The organism is Geomonas oryzisoli (genome assembly GCF_018986915.1).
GTDB lineage: Bacteria > Desulfobacterota > Desulfuromonadia > Geobacterales > Geobacteraceae > Geomonas > Geomonas oryzisoli.
On the sequence record NZ_CP076723.1, the window covers coordinates 4505248 to 4522877 of the forward strand.

General features: G+C 61.9%; 10 protein-coding genes. All 10 read left to right on the forward strand.

Features of this window, described 5'->3' with window-relative positions; all coding sequences use genetic code 11:
- Window positions 1–171 precede the first annotated feature (171 nt).
- The 10 genes from gyrB (at window position 172) to KP004_RS19665 (ending at window position 17626) form a co-directional block, all read left to right on the forward strand.
- Window positions 172–2562, forward strand: coding sequence for a DNA topoisomerase (ATP-hydrolyzing) subunit B (gene gyrB, locus KP004_RS19620; RefSeq protein WP_216800069.1), 2391 nt, complete (start codon window positions 172–174; stop codon window positions 2560–2562).
- Between the two features lie 259 nt (window positions 2563–2821).
- The gene (gyrA, locus tag KP004_RS19625) at window positions 2822–5335 is read left to right on the forward strand and encodes a DNA gyrase subunit A (protein ID WP_216800070.1); all 2514 of its coding nucleotides are present in this window, start codon (window positions 2822–2824) and stop codon (window positions 5333–5335) included.
- Between the two features lie 152 nt (window positions 5336–5487).
- Entirely contained in the window at window positions 5488–6996 is a 1509-nt protein-coding gene (locus KP004_RS19630; RefSeq protein ID WP_239026867.1) for a HEAT repeat domain-containing protein, read from the forward strand.
- A gap of 150 nt (window positions 6997–7146) precedes the next feature.
- A complete protein-coding gene (locus KP004_RS19635) occupies window positions 7147–8154 on the forward strand; it encodes an NAD(P)H-dependent glycerol-3-phosphate dehydrogenase (RefSeq protein WP_216800072.1) in 1008 nt (335 codons plus the stop codon).
- An 83-nt stretch (window positions 8155–8237) separates the two neighbouring features.
- Window positions 8238–10508, forward strand: a complete 2271-nt coding sequence (locus KP004_RS19640; RefSeq protein WP_216800073.1) for an ATP-binding protein — start codon at window positions 8238–8240, stop codon at window positions 10506–10508.
- Window positions 10495–12027, forward strand: coding sequence for an ATP-binding response regulator (locus KP004_RS19645; protein WP_216800074.1), 1533 nt, complete (start codon window positions 10495–10497; stop codon window positions 12025–12027). Before KP004_RS19640 ends, KP004_RS19645 begins: the two co-directional genes overlap by 14 nt.
- A gap of 183 nt (window positions 12028–12210) precedes the next feature.
- Window positions 12211–13335 carry a PAS domain-containing sensor histidine kinase gene (locus KP004_RS19650; RefSeq protein WP_216800075.1) on the forward strand — a complete coding sequence of 375 codons (1125 nt, stop codon included), beginning with the start codon at window positions 12211–12213 and terminating at the stop codon, window positions 13333–13335.
- 183 nt (window positions 13336–13518) lie between these two features.
- Window positions 13519–15666 (forward strand): hybrid sensor histidine kinase/response regulator, encoded by a 2148-nt coding sequence (locus tag KP004_RS19655; protein ID WP_216800076.1) that lies wholly within the window; start codon window positions 13519–13521, stop codon window positions 15664–15666.
- Between the two features lie 186 nt (window positions 15667–15852).
- Window positions 15853–16779: an ABC transporter ATP-binding protein gene (locus KP004_RS19660; protein ID WP_216800077.1), complete on the forward strand. Its 927-nt coding sequence runs from the start codon at window positions 15853–15855 to the stop codon at window positions 16777–16779.
- Window positions 16780–16870: 91 nt separating this feature from the next.
- Window positions 16871–17626 (forward strand): ABC transporter permease, encoded by a 756-nt coding sequence (locus tag KP004_RS19665; protein WP_216800078.1) that lies wholly within the window; start codon window positions 16871–16873, stop codon window positions 17624–17626.
- The last annotated feature ends 4 nt before the right edge of the window (window positions 17627–17630 follow it).

The window sequence follows — 17630 nt, forward strand, 5'->3', positions numbered from 1 at the left end:
GCTTGGGAACCAGGAAAAGGACGCATTCTCGGATAGTTGTAGCTGACGCTCCTCCCCCCGGAGGGGGGAGGTTGGGAGGGGGCTTGCTTGCATAAAGACTTCCCCCTCCCCTGCCCCTCCCCCTCCTGGGGAGGGAAATTGAGTAATTGAACTTTCTTGAAAGAGGTAACGATGAGCTCAGAAGAACAAAGCGATTACGGGGCGGATAAGATCCAGATTCTGGAAGGACTGGAAGCGGTAAGAAAGCGTCCGGCCATGTACATCGGTTCCACCGCTGCTCAGGGTCTGCACCACCTGGTTTACGAGCTGGTGGACAACGCCATCGACGAGGCGCTGGCCGGCTACTGCGACGCGGTCCAGGTCACCATCCACCTGGACGGCTCGGTGACGGTCGAGGACAACGGCCGCGGCATCCCGACCGACATGCACCCCACCGAGGGGAGGTCGGCGGCGGAGGTCGTTCTCACCGTGCTCCATGCCGGCGGCAAGTTCGACAACTCCTCCTACAAGGTTTCCGGCGGCCTGCACGGCGTCGGCAGCTCGGTCGTCAACGCGCTCTCCACCAAGCTCGAGCTGGAGATCCGCCGCAACGGCAACCTCTACACGCAGAGCTACAGAAGGGGCGTGCCCCAGGCGCCGCTCGCCATCACCGGCGAGACCAAGCGCCGCGGCACCAAGATCACCTTCCTTCCCGATGGCGAGATCTTCGAGACCACCGAGTTCTCCTTCGACGTCCTCTCCAAGCGCCTCAGGGAGCTGGCGTTCCTCAACGCGGGTGTGCGCATCAAGATCCACGACGAGCGCACCGAGAAGGACCACGACTTCTTCTACGAAGGCGGCATCCGGAGCTTCGTAGAATACCTGAACAAAAACAAGAACCTGGTCAACCCGGACCCGATCTACATCAAAGGTGAGAAAAGCGGCGTCGATATCGAGATCGCCATGCAGTACAACGACTCGTACGACGAGAAAGTGTTCTCCTTCGCCAACAACATCAACACCCACGAGGGGGGCACCCACCTGGTCGGCTTCAAAGCGTCCCTGACCAGGACCATGAACAACTACGCCACAGCCAACAACCTTCTGAAAAATGTGAAGGTGGCCATCTCCGGCGACGACCTGCGCGAAGGGCTCACCGCGGTCATCTCGGTCAAGATCTCGCAGCCGCAGTTCGAGGGGCAGACCAAGACCAAGCTGGGCAACTCCGAGGTGAAAGGGTACGTCGAGACCTTGATGAACGAGAAGCTCGCCACCTACCTGGAAGAGAACCCGGCCATGGCCAGGAAGATCCTGGAGAAGTCCATCGACGCGGCCCGCGCCCGCGAGGCGGCCAGGAAGGCCCGCGAACTGACCCGCCGCAAGGGGGCGCTCGAGGTGGGCACCCTCCCCGGCAAGCTGGCCGACTGCCAGGAGAAGGATCCGGCGCTGTGCGAACTGTTCCTGGTCGAGGGTGACTCCGCAGGGGGCTCGGCGAAGCAGGGGCGTGACCGCAAGTACCAGGCGATCCTCCCCTTGAAGGGTAAGATCCTCAACGTCGAGAAGGCGCGCTTCGACAAGATGCTCGCCTCACAGGAGATCAGGACCCTGATCTCGGCCCTGGGCACCTCGATCGGCAAAGAAGACTTCGACATCGCGAAGCTCCGTTACCACCGCATCATCATCATGACCGATGCGGACGTCGACGGCTCCCACATCCTCACGCTTTTGCTCACCTTCTTCTTCCGCCAGATGATGGAGCTGATCGAGCGCGGTTACCTCTACATCGCCCAGCCGCCTCTGTACAAGATCAAGCGCGGCAGGAAAGAGCAGTACCTGAAGAACGAAGCGGCGCTGCAGGCTTACCTCCTCGAGGAAGGGACCGAGGAAATGACGCTGAAGCTCGGCTCCGGCAGCGACGAGCGCGTCTACCGCGGCAAGCAGATCATCCCGATCCTCACCCAGCTGATCGACTACGACGAGCTCTTCGACAAGGTGGTCAAGAAGGGGATCAACGAACTGCTCTTGAAGGTCTTCCTGAAGGCCGGCATCAAGCCGGGCCTGGAGGAGATGTCCGACCTCATCGCGCTGTTGCCCAAGATGAAGGAGGCCTATCCCGAGGTGGAAGCACAGGTATTCGACGAAAGCATCATCTTCGCGTTCGGGAACCTGAGGGTGAAGATAGACCAGCAGATCTTCGAGGTGCTGGAGTCCTACGAGTACGCCATGCTGCTCGACAACCACAAGCGGGTCCGCTCGGTGATGGGAGCGGGCGCAGGGGTGATCCTGGGGCCGGAAGACAAGGTGATGTTCGAGAGCGAGAGCCAGGGCGAGATCCTGTCCTGGTTCATGGAGAGCGCCAAGAAGGGTCTCTACATCCAGCGCTACAAAGGTCTGGGCGAGATGAACCCGGAGCAGCTCTGGGAGACCACCATGCACCAGGAGAACAGGGTGCTGTTGCAGGTGAAGATAGAGGACGCCGTGGCGGCCGAGGAGATCTTCACCGTGCTCATGGGCGACCAGGTCGAGCCGCGCCGCGACTTTATCGAGCAGAATGCCTTGAACGTGAGCAACCTGGACGTCTAGTACCTCTCGTTGATGCAGCCCCACAGCTTACACCTTCCCCCTCCCTAACCCTCCCCCTCCGGGGGCGGGAACCCTTGGGGGAGTTGGGTATGACGCGTGAGAGCTTGTTAAGATCGCGGGATGCTTAAGAAAAAAAAATTTCCCCTCCCTTCGGGAGGGGATAGCGTTTTGCATATATCTACTGCAAATCAATTGTGAGGGCGTTTTTCGGGGGATTTCACCCAAAGGCGCCGCCTTTTGACCGGAAAGGGTTTCCTAAATGCTGAATCAACTGAACAAGGTATCGGTAAACATCGAAGACGAGATGAAGCGCTCCTACATGGACTACGCCATGTCGGTCATCGTCGGCCGCGCGCTTCCGGACGTACGCGACGGCCTGAAGCCAGTGCACAGGCGCTGCCTCTACGCCATGTACGACATGTCCAACGACTGGAACAAGCCGTACAAGAAATCGGCCCGCGTCGTCGGCGACGTCATCGGTAAGTACCACCCGCACGGCGACACCGCCGTCTACGACACCCTGGTCAGGATGGCCCAGGACTTTTCGCTTCGGTACCCGCTGGTCGACGGCCAGGGCAACTTCGGCTCCATCGACGGCGACTCCCCGGCGGCGATGCGTTACACCGAGATCAGGATGGAGCAGCTCGCCCACGAACTGCTGAACGACCTGGACAAGGAAACTGTCCCCTTCGGCCCGAACTACGACGACTCCTTGAAGGAGCCGCTGGTCCTCCCCTCCAAGTTCCCGAACCTGTTGGTGAACGGCTCGGCCGGCATCGCGGTCGGCATGGCGACCAACATCCCGCCGCACAACCTCTCCGAGGTGGTGGACGCCATCGTGGCCATCATCGAGAACCCGCAGCTCTCCTTCGAGGAGCTGGTTGAGCTGATCCCGGGTCCGGACTTCCCGACCGGCGGCTTCATCTACGGCCGCGAAGGGATCATGAAGGCCTACTCCACCGGCCGCGGCATCATCCAGATGCGCGCCAAGGTGCAGATAGAGACCCAGAAAAAGACCGAGCGCCAGTCCATCGTGGTCACCGAGATTCCGTACCAGGTGAACAAGGCGAAGCTCGTCGAGAAGATCGCCGAGCTGGTCAAGGAGAAGAAGATCGAGGGGATCTCCGACCTCAGAGACGAGAGCGACCGCGAGGGTATGCGCATCGTCATCGAGCTCAAGAAGGACGAGAACCCGACCATCATCCTGAACCACCTGTACAAGCAGACCCAGATGCAGTCCTCGTTCGGCATCATCATGCTGGCCATCGTGCACAACAGGCCGCGCGTCCTGACGCTGAAGGAGACCATCGAGTTCTTCATCGAGCACAGAAAAGAGATCGTCACCCGCCGCACCATCTTCGACCTGAAGAAGGCCGAGGCCCGGGCCCACATCCTGGAAGGCTTGAAGATCGCCCTGGACAACCTGGACGAGGTGATCGCCCTGATCAAGGCGAGCGCCTCGCCGGCCGAGGCGAAGGTAGGCCTCATGGAGAAGTTCGGTCTCTCCGACCTGCAGGCCCAGGCCATCCTGGACATGAGGCTGCACCGCCTGACCGGTCTCGAGCGTGAGAAGATCCTCGAGGAGCTGCGCGAGATCCTGAAGTACATCGCCCGCCTGAAGGAGATCCTCGCCTCCGAGGCCGAGATCCTGAAGATCATCGTGGGCGAACTGCTGGAGCTCAAAGACAAGTTCGGCGACAAGCGCCGTTCCGAGATCGTCATGCAGACCGCGGACATCTCGCTTGAGGACACCATCGTCGAGGAAGACATGGTGGTCACCATCTCCCACACCGGCTACATCAAGCGTAACGCGGTCACCCTGTACCGCGCCCAGCGCCGCGGCGGCAAAGGGAAGACCGGCATGAAGACCAAAGAGGAGGATTTCGTGGAGCAGCTGTTCATCGCCTCCACCAAGGACTACCTCATGTTCTTCACCGATGCCGGCAAGGTGTACTGGCTCAAGGTGTACGAGATCCCGGAAGCGGGCCGCGCTGCGCGCGGCAAGGCGATCGTGAACCTGTTGAACCTCGCCAACAACGAGAAGATCACCACCATCCTCCCGGTGAAGGAGTTCGTGGACGACAAGTTCATCATGATGGCCACGAGAAACGGCGTGGTGAAGAAGACCAACATGATGGAGTACTCGCACCCGAGGGTGGGCGGCATCATCGCCGTCAACCTGGACGAAGGGGACAAGCTCATCTCCGTGGCGCTCACCGACGGCAAGCAGGACGTGCTGCTCGCGACCGCCAACGGCAAGGCGATCCGCTTCAAGGAGGACGACGTCCGCACCGTGGGCCGCGTCTCCCGCGGCGTGCGCGGCATGACCCTCGAGGATGAGGACGTCGTCATCGGCATGGAGATCCTCAACGAGAACTTCACCGACTCCACCATATTCACCGTGACCGAGAACGGCTACGGCAAGAGGACCGAGATCAGCGAGTACCGCACCCAGTCCCGCGGCGGCAAGGGGATCATCACCATCAAGACCACCGAGAGAAACGGGCAGGTGGTGGACATCAAGCAGGTGGTGGACGACAACGACCTGATGCTGATCACCGACCAGGGCAAGATCCTGCGCGTCTCGGTGGCCGGCTTCTCCATCATCGGTCGCAACACCCAGGGCGTGCGCCTCATGGTGAAGGAAGAGAACGAGCGCGTGGTCGCCGTCGCCCGCCTGGCCGAGAAAGAGGACCAGGAAGAGAACGAGGAAGAAAACGATATCGACGAAATCGTCGAACTCGAAGGTGACGGTGGCGAGGGCGAGGAGTAGAGTCGGACGGTCGGACTCGGACCGGTCGGACTAGTCAGACCAGTCCGACTGGTCCGACAAAACAAAAGCAGTAAGCGTCGAACATGTAATCTTTGCCCTCCCCTTGGGAGGGGTGCCATGCAGTGAAAAAGGGTAGGCCCATGCAACAGAGCGTGAAGGTAGACAACTCCCTCAACGAGCGTCGCGACATTCTGGATCTCCTGGTGCGGCTTAAGGGTGACGGCATCTCCATAAGCGAGATGGAACGGATCGGCCACAAGTTCCAGGAGGCGGGCAAACGCGCGCTGCGACCGCTGGTGCGGGAACTCTGGCGCGAAAACTCGGGCGAACTGATCACCAAGTACACGTACATCCTGGACTTCTTCGACACCCAGGACTGGCTGGACCAGTTGATCCAGATCGCGCTCAAACGCCAGGATCTCGCCGCCGACGGCAAGGCCGCCCTGATGATCGCGCTGGAAGGTTACGGCGTCGACGTCCACTCACCCCCCTTCAAGCAGGAAAAAACGGGCTCCGGCGGCACCTCCCTGGGACAGCAGGTCCAGGGCGCCATGCAGCTGGGCGAGGAAGGGATGGTCACCTTCCTGGACGACTTCCTCTCCTACCCCGCCGAGGTGCAGCAAATCGTGATCCGCGAGCTGTGCCACTCGGGCGACAGCCAGTCGCCCCGGTTGCTGGAGGCGATGCTCTGGCACGAGGACCGCGACCTGGTCCACTCCGCACTTGCGGCCCTGGGCAAAATCAGGGATCCCCATGCGGCAGGGGTACTGCAGGACTTCCTGGCGGATTGCGATGCGGAACTGGCTCCCTTCGCGGAGAAGGCGCTGCGCAGGCTCCGCTTCCTGGGGGTGGCCGTACCGCCGCCGCGCAAGCTGCTCCCGTTTCATGCCGGCTATGCGACGCCGCCCGACGGCGACGGCTACCGCTCGCTGCTGCTGTCCCGCTGGGCCGGGCCGGACACGGTCAGTGTGCTTTACATGCAGGTGCACGAGCGGCGCGGGGTGCTGGCGGCTTGGGGTGCCGGGGAACTTACCCTGGACAACTTCCTGGCCGAGGTCGATGGCTTCCGCATGCAGGACAACCTGATCGAGGTGGCGCCGGCGTACCTGCTGGACCTGGTGCGCGACGCCCTTTACTGGAGTCGCGATCTCTGCTACCTTCCCGCAGACTTCTACATGAGGCGCGGCATCTTCGCCGGCGAGGACATGACCCCGGCGCGCTTCACCGAAAAACTCACCGGTCTCCCCCGCTCCCGTCGGCTCAGCTTTCAGGAAGGGGAGCACCTGGCCCAGCGTCTCTTCGCCGACACCTTCTTCTCCGGATGGTTCATGGCCGATCAGCGGGTCTATGACTTCGCCGAGGAGTATCGTAGCGGTAAAGGTGAGCAGGTGCTGGAGCGCTTCTGCGCCGAGCTGCTGGCACCGGAGCTGGAGCTGATTCGGGAGCGGCTGCTGGTGAGCGCGGATCTGATGCGTCGCTGCGGCAGGGACAGCTTCGAGGTGGCGCGGGTCGTGGGACTCGCCGACAGCCTGGTCGACAACCCGTTGCCGCACCATCTGCACCCGTTTCTGCGCCGCTTCGCCATGGAGAGCATGGAAATCGCACGGGAATCGCTGGAGCGTGGTGACGACCCGCCGCTGAGGGCGGTCGAAGAGCTGTAGGAAGAAGAGCCGTCCCGATAAAAACGCCTGCCCCGGCACCAGCGGGGGCAGGCTTCGCTTTTCCCTCGCCTTAGCGCGGGGAATTTTCATTATCGTGTGCTACAATGAAGTCCTCATGAGGGCTCAGATTCTGTAAGAGGGCTTGAATAGATGCTAGAGAAAGTTGCGGTAATAGGTGCCGGCAGCTGGGGCACCACGCTGGCGGATCTCCTCGCCAAGAAGGGACACGAGGTCACCCTTTGGGCCTATGAGCCCGAACTGGTCCTCACCATGCGCGAGACCAGGGAGAACGACCTGTTCCTCCCCGGAATCAAGCTGCAGGACGGGCTTGCCTTCACCAACGACCTCGAGGAAGCCTACCGCGGCTGCACCATGGTACTCTGCGTGGTCCCCTCCCAGCTGGTGCGCCGGGTGATCACCAACTCCCTCCCCTTCATCCCGAAGGATGCGGTCGTCGTCTCCGCCAGCAAGGGGATCGAGGTCGACACCCTTGCCACGGTCTCCGAGATCTATCAGGAGGTCCTCCCCCCCGAGATGTACGCCAGGTTCGCTGCGCTCTCCGGCCCGAGCTTCGCGCGGGAAGTGGCGCAGGAAATGCCTACCGCGGTCGCCGCGGCCGCGGCCGATGAGAAGATCGCCCGCCGGGTGCAGGAAGCCTTCACCACCAGCTTCTTCCGCGTCTACCGCAACGCCGACGTAGTGGGGGTCGAGCTCGGTGGAGCCATCAAGAACGTCATCGCCATCGCCGCCGGTATCTCGGACGGCCTCGGCTTCGGGAGCAACACCCGCGCGGCCCTGATCACCCGCGGCCTTGCTGAGATGACCCGCCTCGGGCTCGCCATGGGGGCTCAGCCCGCAACCTTTGCGGGGCTGGCAGGGATGGGGGACCTGGTGCTAACCTGCACCGGCGACCTCTCCAGGAACCGCAGCGTCGGCATCCAGATCGGCCAGGGGCGGCGTCTCGACGAGATCCTGGGCGAGATGCGCATGGTGGCCGAAGGCGTCAAGACCACGGAATCGGCGTACAACCTGGCCAGGAAGCTGGGGGTCGAGATGCCCATCATCGACCAGATGTACCAGATGCTCTACCAGAACAAGCCTGCCCGCGAAGCGGTCCTGGAGCTCATGACCAGGAACCTGAAAGCCGAAGGAGCTTAAAAGCAGGTTGAGGCTGAGGTTAAGGTTAAGAGAAATTCTCAACCTCGACCTCGACCTCAACCTGTTTCATCTAAGGATAGGTAATGCAACCACGCTTTGGCATAAGAACCAAACTGCTCCTGTCCATTCTCGCCATCCTTCTCATCTCCTATTCCACCCTGATCTACTCGACCATGAAGACCATGAGCGCATCGTTGCGTTCAGAGGTCGACCGTAACCTCGAAACAAACCTCACCTACGCCCGCAGCCAGTACCGCGACCGCGCCACTGTAATCAATTATTCGCTGCTGCAGCCGGCCACCGCGCCGGTGGTGCAGGGACATGTTGCGTCTGGTGATCGCAAATGGCTGGATGACCGGCTGAAACAGGTGCACAGGGTGCTCCCCTCCCTGGATATTTTGCTGATGCTGGATGGCAAAAAGAGGATCCTGGCGGGCATCGACACCACTTCGCAGGGCGAGGAGCTGTACCTGCCGGGGATACTGGACCAGGCTCTGGCGGGGAAAAGTGTGGTCAGCTCGACAGAGATACTGCCGGCTGTAACGCTGTGTCAGGCAGGGGTCAAACGATATTGCGAGGAGGAAAGCAACGCGGAGGCCCTGGTGAACACCGTGGTGGTGCCGGTGCTCAGCCAAGGCGGCAGCGTCTTGGGCTGCTTCGTCGCAGCCGAAATCCTTAACAACCAGGCGACCCTCCCCATCGACCTTCAGGAGGTATCAGGCAACGACGTCGAGGTGAGCATCACCCAGCGGGACATGCGTATCGCCAGCAGCCTGCCGGTTACCGTGCGTGATGCCTCCACCCTCTCCCCGAAGGTCGTCGACGTGCTGGAGCGGGGCGAGGTGTACCGCGGCGAGGCGCGCATCGGCTCAAGAGACTACGAGACGGTCATCGACCCTATCCTGAACAGCCGGGGCGAATTTGTCGGTTCCATTTCGGTTGCCGTGGCCATCGAAAGGTTCAGGGAAACCAAGCGGGAAAACCTGGGCAACATCCTGGCGGCGGCCTTCATCGGCATCCTCTGTTCCTTCGGCTTGGCCTTCCTTGCCTCCCGGTACTTTACCGGTCCGCTGCGGCAGCTGGCGGCAAGCGCCAGCAGGATCGAACAGGGGGACCTGGACCAGAGGGTCGAGGGTGACCAGGACGACGAGGTGGGGGTGCTGGCCTCTTCGTTCAACAAGATGGTGCAGGCGCTCAAGGAGCGCGACGCCATCATCAACAAGAAGACCGACGACCTCCAGGAGCTGAACGAGCAGCTGGAGCGGATGGTAGACGAGCGAACCTCCGCCCTGGTCATGGAGATGGGGAGGCTGGAGGCGGTGTTGACGAGCCTTGCCGAGGCGGTGGTGGTGACCGACCTGGACAACAGGGTGGTGCTCTTCAACCCGGCGGCGCAGCAGCTCTTCGAGATGGTGCCGCACCGCGTGGTGGGGCAGCCGATCGAGCAGGTGTGCGAACTGGTCGGCTTCACGCCGCTCTTGGAGCGGATCAGGGAACTGGGACAGTCCGAGCGCGCCGGCGGGACCAAGGAGGAGCTGACCGTAAAGGGGAAGCGGCTGCACGTCTACCTTTCCTCCCTCTCCGACGAGTACGGCAACTTCGCCGGCATCGTCCTCTCCATCCGCGACGTGACCGTGGAGCAGCAGGTGGACCGCATGAAGACCGAGTTCATCTCGACGGTTTCCCACGAGCTCAAGACGCCGCTTACGTCCATCAAGGGATCGTTGCAACTCCTCTTGACCCGGAGCAAGTGGCTGACCGACACCGAACGGCAGCTGCTCACCGTCTGCTTCCGCAACACCCAACGCCTGATCCGCCTGATCAGCGAGATACTGGACATCTCGGGCATCGAATCGGGCGGGATGGTGTTCAAGTTCAAACCGGTCTCCATCGGCGAGCTCACCGTGTACGCGGTCGAAGAGATCAAGTCCTACGCCATGGGACGCGACATCACCATCGTCAACACCGTCGGCGAACACCTCCCCATGGTGTACGGCGACAGCGACCGCTTGATCCAGGTGATCACCAACCTCCTTTCCAACGCGGTGAAGTTCTCTCCCGAGGGGAAGGTGGTCATGATCAGCGCCGAGCAGGAAGGGAACTACGTGGTGGTGTCGGTGGCGGACAAGGGGCGCGTGATCCAGTGGTCGGACCGCGACAAGCTTTTCAAGAAATTCCAGCAGATAGAATGCCAGGAGCGTGGCAAGGTGGGGGGGACCGGCCTGGGACTCGCGATATGCAAGGAGATCGTCGAGCGCCATCACGGCAGGATCTTCTACACCGCAGCCCAGGAGCGCGGCAACACCTTCAGCTTCACCGTGCCAATCATAGGGGAGACAGATGCAAAAGGATAAGATTCTCATAGTGGATGACGAGGCGGACATCGCCCTCATCCTCAAGCTGCAGCTCGAAGACGCCGGTTTCGAAACGGAGCGGGCCCGCGACGGGGTGGAGGCGCTGGAGGCGATAGAGCGCGAGCCCTTCTCGCTGATCATGCTGGACATCAAGATGCCCCGCATGGACGGCCTGGAGGTTTTGAGCCGGATCCGCAGCGACCAGACCCCGGTGGTGATGATGACCGCCCACGGCAGCGAGGACATCGCGGTCGACGCCATGAAGAAGGGGGCGCTCGACTACATCTCCAAACCCTTCTCCTCCGACGACATGCTGCAGAAGGTGGCACGCGCCATCGGCATCGACCGGACCAGGAAGGAGAACGCCAAGCTGCAACGGCAGTTGGACGAGGAGCGCCTCAAGATGGCGGCGGTGCTCCAGGGGATGGCGGACCTCCTGCTGGCGGTCGACCTGCAGGGAACGATCATCATGGCGAGCCGGCAGGCGGAGAGCGTCCTTTCCGGGGAGGGAGACCTCAGGGGCAAGGTGCTGGAAGAGGTGCTGAAGGGGGAGGTCCCGGGTGGGGAACTTCCGGCGCGGACCGTCTTACGCACCGGGGAGCCCTGCCTGGATGTCGCCTACCAGCTTCAGGTCGGCGGACAGCTGGTGCCGGTGCTTTCCTCGGCGGCGCCGCTCAAAAACGCCGCCGGCGAACTGGTCGGGAGCGTCGAGATCATCCGGGACATCTCCAAGCTGAAAGAACTGGAGCAGGAGAAGGAGGACTTCGTCAGCATGCTGTCGCACGACCTGAAGTCCCCGATCACCGCCGTGGTTGGCTCCATCGATCTGGTGCGCGAGGCGAAGCTCGGCCCGATCACCCCGGACCAGCGCGAGTACCTGAACGCCGCCATCGAGAGCTGCGAGGAGATGGTGGAGATGATAGACACCCTGCTCGGCATCCACAAGTTCGAGGCGGGCAAGATGAAGCTCAGCTTCAGGGACGAGGACCCCGCCGCCTTGATCAACCGCAGCGTCGCCAAGTTCCAGACTCCGGCTCAACGAGGGGAGATCAAGCTGTTCACCACCATCCCCCCCGGCCTGCCTCCCGTCTCGGCGGACCGCTCCTCCTTCAACCGCATCATGGGGAACCTCCTCTCCAACGCGGTGAAGTTCACCCCCGAAGGTGGTGAGATCGAGGTGTCGGCCGACCTGGTGCAGGACCCGACCACGGTAACGGGAAACGTCCCGGAGCAGAACTACGCGGCGCAGCAGCTCCCCGATGCGGGGGACTTCGTCCGGATCAGGGTGCGCGACAGCGGGGTCGGCATCCCCAAGGAAGCGCTGGGCTCCATCTTCGACCGCTTCGTCCAGGCCAGGAACCGCCGCCAGGGGAAGACCCGCGGCACCGGTCTTGGGCTTGCCTTCTGCAGGAAGGCCGTCGACGCCCACGATGGTTACATCTGGGCCGAGAGCGAGCCGGGTGCCGGCAGCGTCTTTACCATCCTCCTTCCAGCACAGCCGGAGGAGCCCGAGGAGTGATGCGGCAGCCGCTTCATTAGTTGCCGGAGCAGGCGGGCAGAAGACGGGGAATTAAAACGTTCTTTAATTATTGGGCTTTTTTCTTTTCAGAAATGTAGTAAAGTAGAGCAGCGTTGGAGAGGAAACCCCTCTCATGGGAGTGCCGGCAGTCGTTGACATGATCTTGGGAAGAGAGGGGGCCACGTGGCACTGCAAGAAACCGATGCGGGATACCGGGAGCTGTTCGAGGAAAACCCCGAGGCGATGTGGGTCTGCCACCGCGAGACGAAGCGGTTTTTGGCGGTCAACGAGGCGGCGCTCAGGCTGTACGGCTACCGTCGCAACCAGTTCCTGGAACTGGACCTCTCCCACCTCGGAGTTGTGGAGCCCCCCGCCGGTGACAGGGACCGGGTAGCCCCCTGTCTGCAGCGCAGGCTGGACGGCGCGGAGTTGGAACTGCAGCTCACCTGGCACCCGGTCACCTTTCAGGAAGAGCCGGCCCACCTGGTCCTGGTGCGGCGGCTCGCACCGGGTTCGGAAGAGGGGGACCAGTCGGGGTTGCGGCAGCAGGTGACCGAGCAGTTGGCCCAACTGGAGGCGGCGCACCGGGAGCTGGAGGCCTTCAGCTATTCCGTTTCCCACGACCTGCGGGCTCCGTTGCGGCACATCGACGGGTTCAGCCGTGCGCTCCTTGACGATTACGGCGACAAGCTCGGCAACCAGGGGCAGGAATACTTGACCCGCATCTGCCAGGCGACCGGTAAGATGGCGCAGCTCATCGATGCCGTTTTGCAACTGGTGCGGGCCGGACGTTCCGAATTGGAGCCCAGGGGCGTCGATCTGAGCGTCAAGGCCCAGGTGATCGCACTGGAGTTGAAGCACAACGAGCCGGAGCGTCAGGTCGAGTTCGAGATCCCGGACGGTATCAAGGCGGAGGCCGACCCGAAGCTGGCGCGGCAGCTCCTCGAGATACTGATCGGCAACGCCTGGAAGTTCAGCTCCAAGACCGCCGGGGCCCGGATCCGCTTCGGGCAGAAGGAAGAGGGCGGGGAACGGATCTACTTCGTCGGCGATAACGGCGCCGGTTTCGACATGGCCTACGCGGAGAAGCTCTTCACGGTATTCCACAGGCTGCACCGCGCCGACGAGTTCGAGGGGAGCGGTGTCGGGCTCGCCATCGCCCAGCGCATCGTGACCCGCCACGGCGGCAGGATCTGGGCCGAAAGCGCCCCCGGGGAGGGAGCGACCTTCTATTTCACGCTGGAACGCGGTGCAATTGACAATGGACAATTGACGATTGACAATGAAAAGCGCGCTGCCAGTAATTGACAAGGGACGGTTGACCGTTAACAATGGATGTCGTCAATTGGCAATGGAGCATTGACCATTGACGAATGAAGTCGATAAAAGCCGCTGCCAAAGGATGACAGCGGCTTTTTGACTGGTGCAGATAACAGTTGTAGAAAAAGCGTTTGTCAATTGTCCATTGTCAATTGTCAATTGGGTTTAGACATGGTTTCCAAAGAGCTCAAACTTCTGCTGGTTGAGGATTCCCAGGAAGACAGCCTGCTGCTGGTCCGGGAGCTGGTGCGCGGCGGGTACAAGCTGGAGCACCAGAGGGTGGAGACTGCCGAGGGGATGCAGTTCGCGCTGGAACGATGCAAGTGGGATGTCGTCATCTCCGACTACCGCATGCCCTCGTTCGATGCCTTGGGCGCGCTCCAGGTGCTGCACGAAAGCGGGCAGGACATTCCCTTCATCATCGTCTCCGGCAAGATAGGTGAGGACCTGGCCGTCGCCGCGATGAAATCGGGCGCCAGCGACTACCTCATGAAAGGGAACCTGGCCCGCCTGGTGCCGGTGGTGGAACGCGAGTTGCGCGAGTCCGCGGAACGCCGGACGCACCGGCAGACCCAGGACAAGGTGCGCCGCGGCAAGGCGGAGTGGGAATCGGTTTTCGACGCGGTCTCCGACCTCATCATCATCACCGACGCCGAAGGGGTAATCTCCCGCTGCAACGGCCGGGTCAAGGCCTACTTCCCCGGCGGGTACGATGCGGTGCTCGGCAAGCGCATCGACGAGATCTTCTTCGGAGCCCAGCAGCCCGAGGGGGAGGTGTTCCGGTTCCTGCACAGCCAGGGGGAAGCCGACGAGGACGTCCGCTTCCCCAACCTGAGCGGCTGGTACAACGTGACCAGTTACCCCATGCGCATCGAGGGGAACGATCGCGGTTTCGTGCACATCATCAAGGACATCACCAAGCGGCGCGAGGTCGAGGAAGAGAAGCGGACCAGCGATCGCGAGCTCCTCACCCTCTACGCGGTCGCCTTCCGCCTGCAGTACACCAAGGGGGTGGAAAAGGTGATGGGAGACCTCCTGTTCCAACTGCACAACATGCTGCAGATGGACTTCTCCTGCATCCACCTCTTCGAAGGGGAACGGCTCAGGATGCGGGCCTCGCTGGGGCTCTCCCCCGCCTTCGAGAAGGCCATGAAGTCGCTGCCTGCCGACGAGGAGTGGAGCAGGCTGGCGCAGAGCGGGCGGCCATTTCTGGGCGAGGAGCCGGACGCGCGCTTCCCGGAGAAGGCCAAGAAGGCGGCCGTCGCCATGGGGCTGCACTCCTGGTGCACGGTGCCCTTGAAGATCGGCCAGGAAGTGATGGGGGTAATGACGGTGGGGACACTGTCGGGGCGCAGCTACAGCGACCGCGACGTCTTCCTGCTCTGCTCCATCGCCGGTCAGCTCGCCGTCCTCATCGACAACTACAGCCTGTACGACAAGATGAAGGAGAAGGCCGAAGAGCTGTACAAGAGCAAGATGGAGCTCAAGGAAAACCTGCAGAAGGTGAAGAGGGCCAACATCGAGCTGGGGCGGCTCAACACCGCCAAGAACAACTTCATCGGCATCGCCTCTCACGAGCTGAAGACGCCGATCACCTCCATCATGGGGGGGGCGGAGTTCCTGCTGAAGTATGCCGGCATCCCGATGTCGCCGGAGCAGCACAGCATCCTCGCCTCGGTGTACGAAGGGACGGTGCAATTGAGGAAGCTGGTCGAGGATCTCTTGTCCATCTCAAGGATCGAGACCCAGGGACCGCTGGCCCAGAAGAAGCCGGCCAACCTGATGCAGGTCTGCCGCGAGGTGCACAACCTCTTCGCACTGCCGCTTTCCGAGCGGCACATCAACGTGACTATCGGCGGAGACGAGGCCGATGTGCCGGTCGACGAGGGGTTCGTCACCCTGGCGATCCGCAACCTCATGGAAAACGCCATCAAGTTCACCCACGACGGGGGCGAAGTGCGGCTTTCCGGGCGGGTCGTGAAGCATGCGCAGTTGAAGGAACTGACCCCCACCCTGCGCCAGTTCTACTCAGCGTTCCCGAACAACATCGCCACCGCCCAGAATTACTACCTGTTGCAGGTGAGCGACAACGGCATCGGCATTCCCGCCGACGAGCGGGTGAGGATATTCGGCAAGTTCTACGGAGTGGGCGACATCGCGCACCACTCTTCCGGCGACACTGCCTTCATGTCCAAGGGATCCGGGCTCGGGCTCTCCATCGTGCGCGGAATCATGGATGCCCACGAGGGGGTGGTGTGGGTGGAAGAGGCCGCAGGCGGCGGCAGCACCTTCTTTCTGCTTTTCCCACTGCAAAATTAACAGGGATAAAAGGGATAAAGGGGATAACACCGGATACCCCCTCAAACAGGGATAAAGGGGATAAAGGGGATAACACCGGATAGCACCTCAAACACTCTAAAGGGGACGGGCACCCGGCGGAGCTAGTCTCCTGGTTTTTATCCCTGTTATCCCTTTTATCCCTGTTAATCGCTGTTAGGGGAAGTCATGACTCACGCTATTACGTTGCATGACATCACCAAGAGCTACGACGGCTTCACGGCCGTGGACGCCTTCTCGCTGGAGGTGCAGCGCGGCACCGTCTTCGGCCTGTTGGGTCCCAACGGCGCCGGCAAGACCACCCTGATCAAGATCCTCACCACCCTGATGCGCCCTACCCTCGGCGACGCCTTTGTCGAGGGACACAGCGTCCTCACCGCGGGCAAGGAGGTCCGCCGGATGATCGGCGTGGTCCCCCAGGAAAACAACCTGGACCGCTACCTGACCGCGCGCGAGAACCTCGCCCTGCACGCCAGGCTGCACGGCATGCGCCCCGCCGCCTACAACCCGCGCCTCGACGAGCTCCTGGAGATGACCGGGCTCGCCGCACGCCAGCACGACTTTCCCGATACCTTTTCCGGAGGGATGCAGCGCCGCCTGGTGGTGGCGCGCGCCCTGGTGCACGAACCGAGGGTCCTCTTCCTCGACGAGCCGACCACCGGCCTCGATCCCCAGTCCAGGCGCTCCCTTTGGGACCACATCCGCGGGTTGCGCCGGAGCATGACCGTCTTTTTGACCACCCACTACATGGACGAGGCCGATGCCCTGTGCGACCGGATCATGATCATGGATCACGGCAAGAGCCTCGTTGACGGCACCGCCACGCAGTTGAAGGATGCCTTCTCGCGGGCCCACACCTACCAGGTCGAGTTCCGCAACAATGCCGACCGCTATCAGGGGGTGCTGGCCGGCCTCCCCTTCGTGAAGGGGGTGGAGCGTGACGGGAGCCTGTTCCAGATCACCCTGGCCGACGAAGAGTCGATAAAGCCGCTCATGGACCACCTCTCCGGCTCCGACATCCGCCGCATTTGCCTGAAGGAGCCCACCCTCGAGGACGTGTTCATCTCGCTGACCGGGGAGAAGGTCAGGGAGTAAGGTCGGACGTCAGACCAGTCAGACCAGTCAGACCAGTCAGACCAGTCAGACCAGTCAGACCAGTCAGACCAGTCAGACCAAAAGGAGCCTAATGTTTAGGGGCGCTTTTTCCATCTGGGGCAGGGACATGCTGGTGCTCAAGCGCAGCATCTTCTCGGAGCTCGTCTCCGTGATCGCTTACCCCCTCACCCTCTACCTCGCCTTCGGCTTCGGCCTCAAGGGGTACATCACCGACGTGAACGGCGTCCCCTACCCTCTCTTCATCGCACCCGGCCTCATCTCGATGACGGCGGTCAACGCGGCCTTCGACGAGAGCTCCTGGAGCATGTGGTTCCATCGCAAGGTGCAGCGCACCATCGAGGAGTACCGCGTCACCCCGGTCACCGTGTACGACATCGTTATCGGGAAGATCTTCTCCGGCTTCTCCCAGGGGGCGGTCAAGGCAACGGTGGTCTTCCTGGTCATCCTCGTCCTCACCCCCTTCCGCATCGATTACGCGAACCTGCCGATGTACCTTCTGTGCATCGCACTGTCCTCGATGACTTTCTCCTGCCTCGGCACCATCTGCGGTACTGTCATAGACAAACCGGAAAACATCGGGCGGGTGCAGTCGGTAGTCATAGTGCCGCTCATCTTCATGGCGGGCATTTTCTTCCCGCTTTCATCGTATCCTTCATCCATCCTGCCGCTGATACAGGTTCTACCCACCACCGCGGTATTCGAGGGCGCGCGTGACGCGATGCTCACAGGAGCGATCCCGTCACAGTACCTGGTCAACCTGGTGCTGAGCGCAGCCATCTGTTTCACCATCGCCGTATACACCTTCAACCGCAAGATGGCGGAATAAGCGA

Bases quoted from the DNA above. Each gene is read 5' to 3' on its own strand.
- gyrB (WP_216800069.1), top strand. From the start codon at position 172: ATGAGCTCAGAAGAACAAAGCGATTACGGGGCGGATAAGATCCAGATT.
- gyrA (WP_216800070.1), top strand. From the start codon at position 2,822: ATGCTGAATCAACTGAACAAGGTATCGGTAAACATCGAAGACGAGATG.
- KP004_RS19635 (WP_216800072.1), top strand. From the start codon at position 7,147: ATGCTAGAGAAAGTTGCGGTAATAGGTGCCGGCAGCTGGGGCACCACG.
- KP004_RS19640 (WP_216800073.1), top strand. From the start codon at position 8,238: ATGCAACCACGCTTTGGCATAAGAACCAAACTGCTCCTGTCCATTCTC.
- KP004_RS19645 (WP_216800074.1), top strand. From the start codon at position 10,495: ATGCAAAAGGATAAGATTCTCATAGTGGATGACGAGGCGGACATCGCC.
- KP004_RS19655 (WP_216800076.1), top strand. From the start codon at position 13,519: ATGGTTTCCAAAGAGCTCAAACTTCTGCTGGTTGAGGATTCCCAGGAA.
- KP004_RS19660 (WP_216800077.1), top strand. From the start codon at position 15,853: ATGACTCACGCTATTACGTTGCATGACATCACCAAGAGCTACGACGGC.
- KP004_RS19665 (WP_216800078.1), top strand. From the start codon at position 16,871: ATGTTTAGGGGCGCTTTTTCCATCTGGGGCAGGGACATGCTGGTGCTC.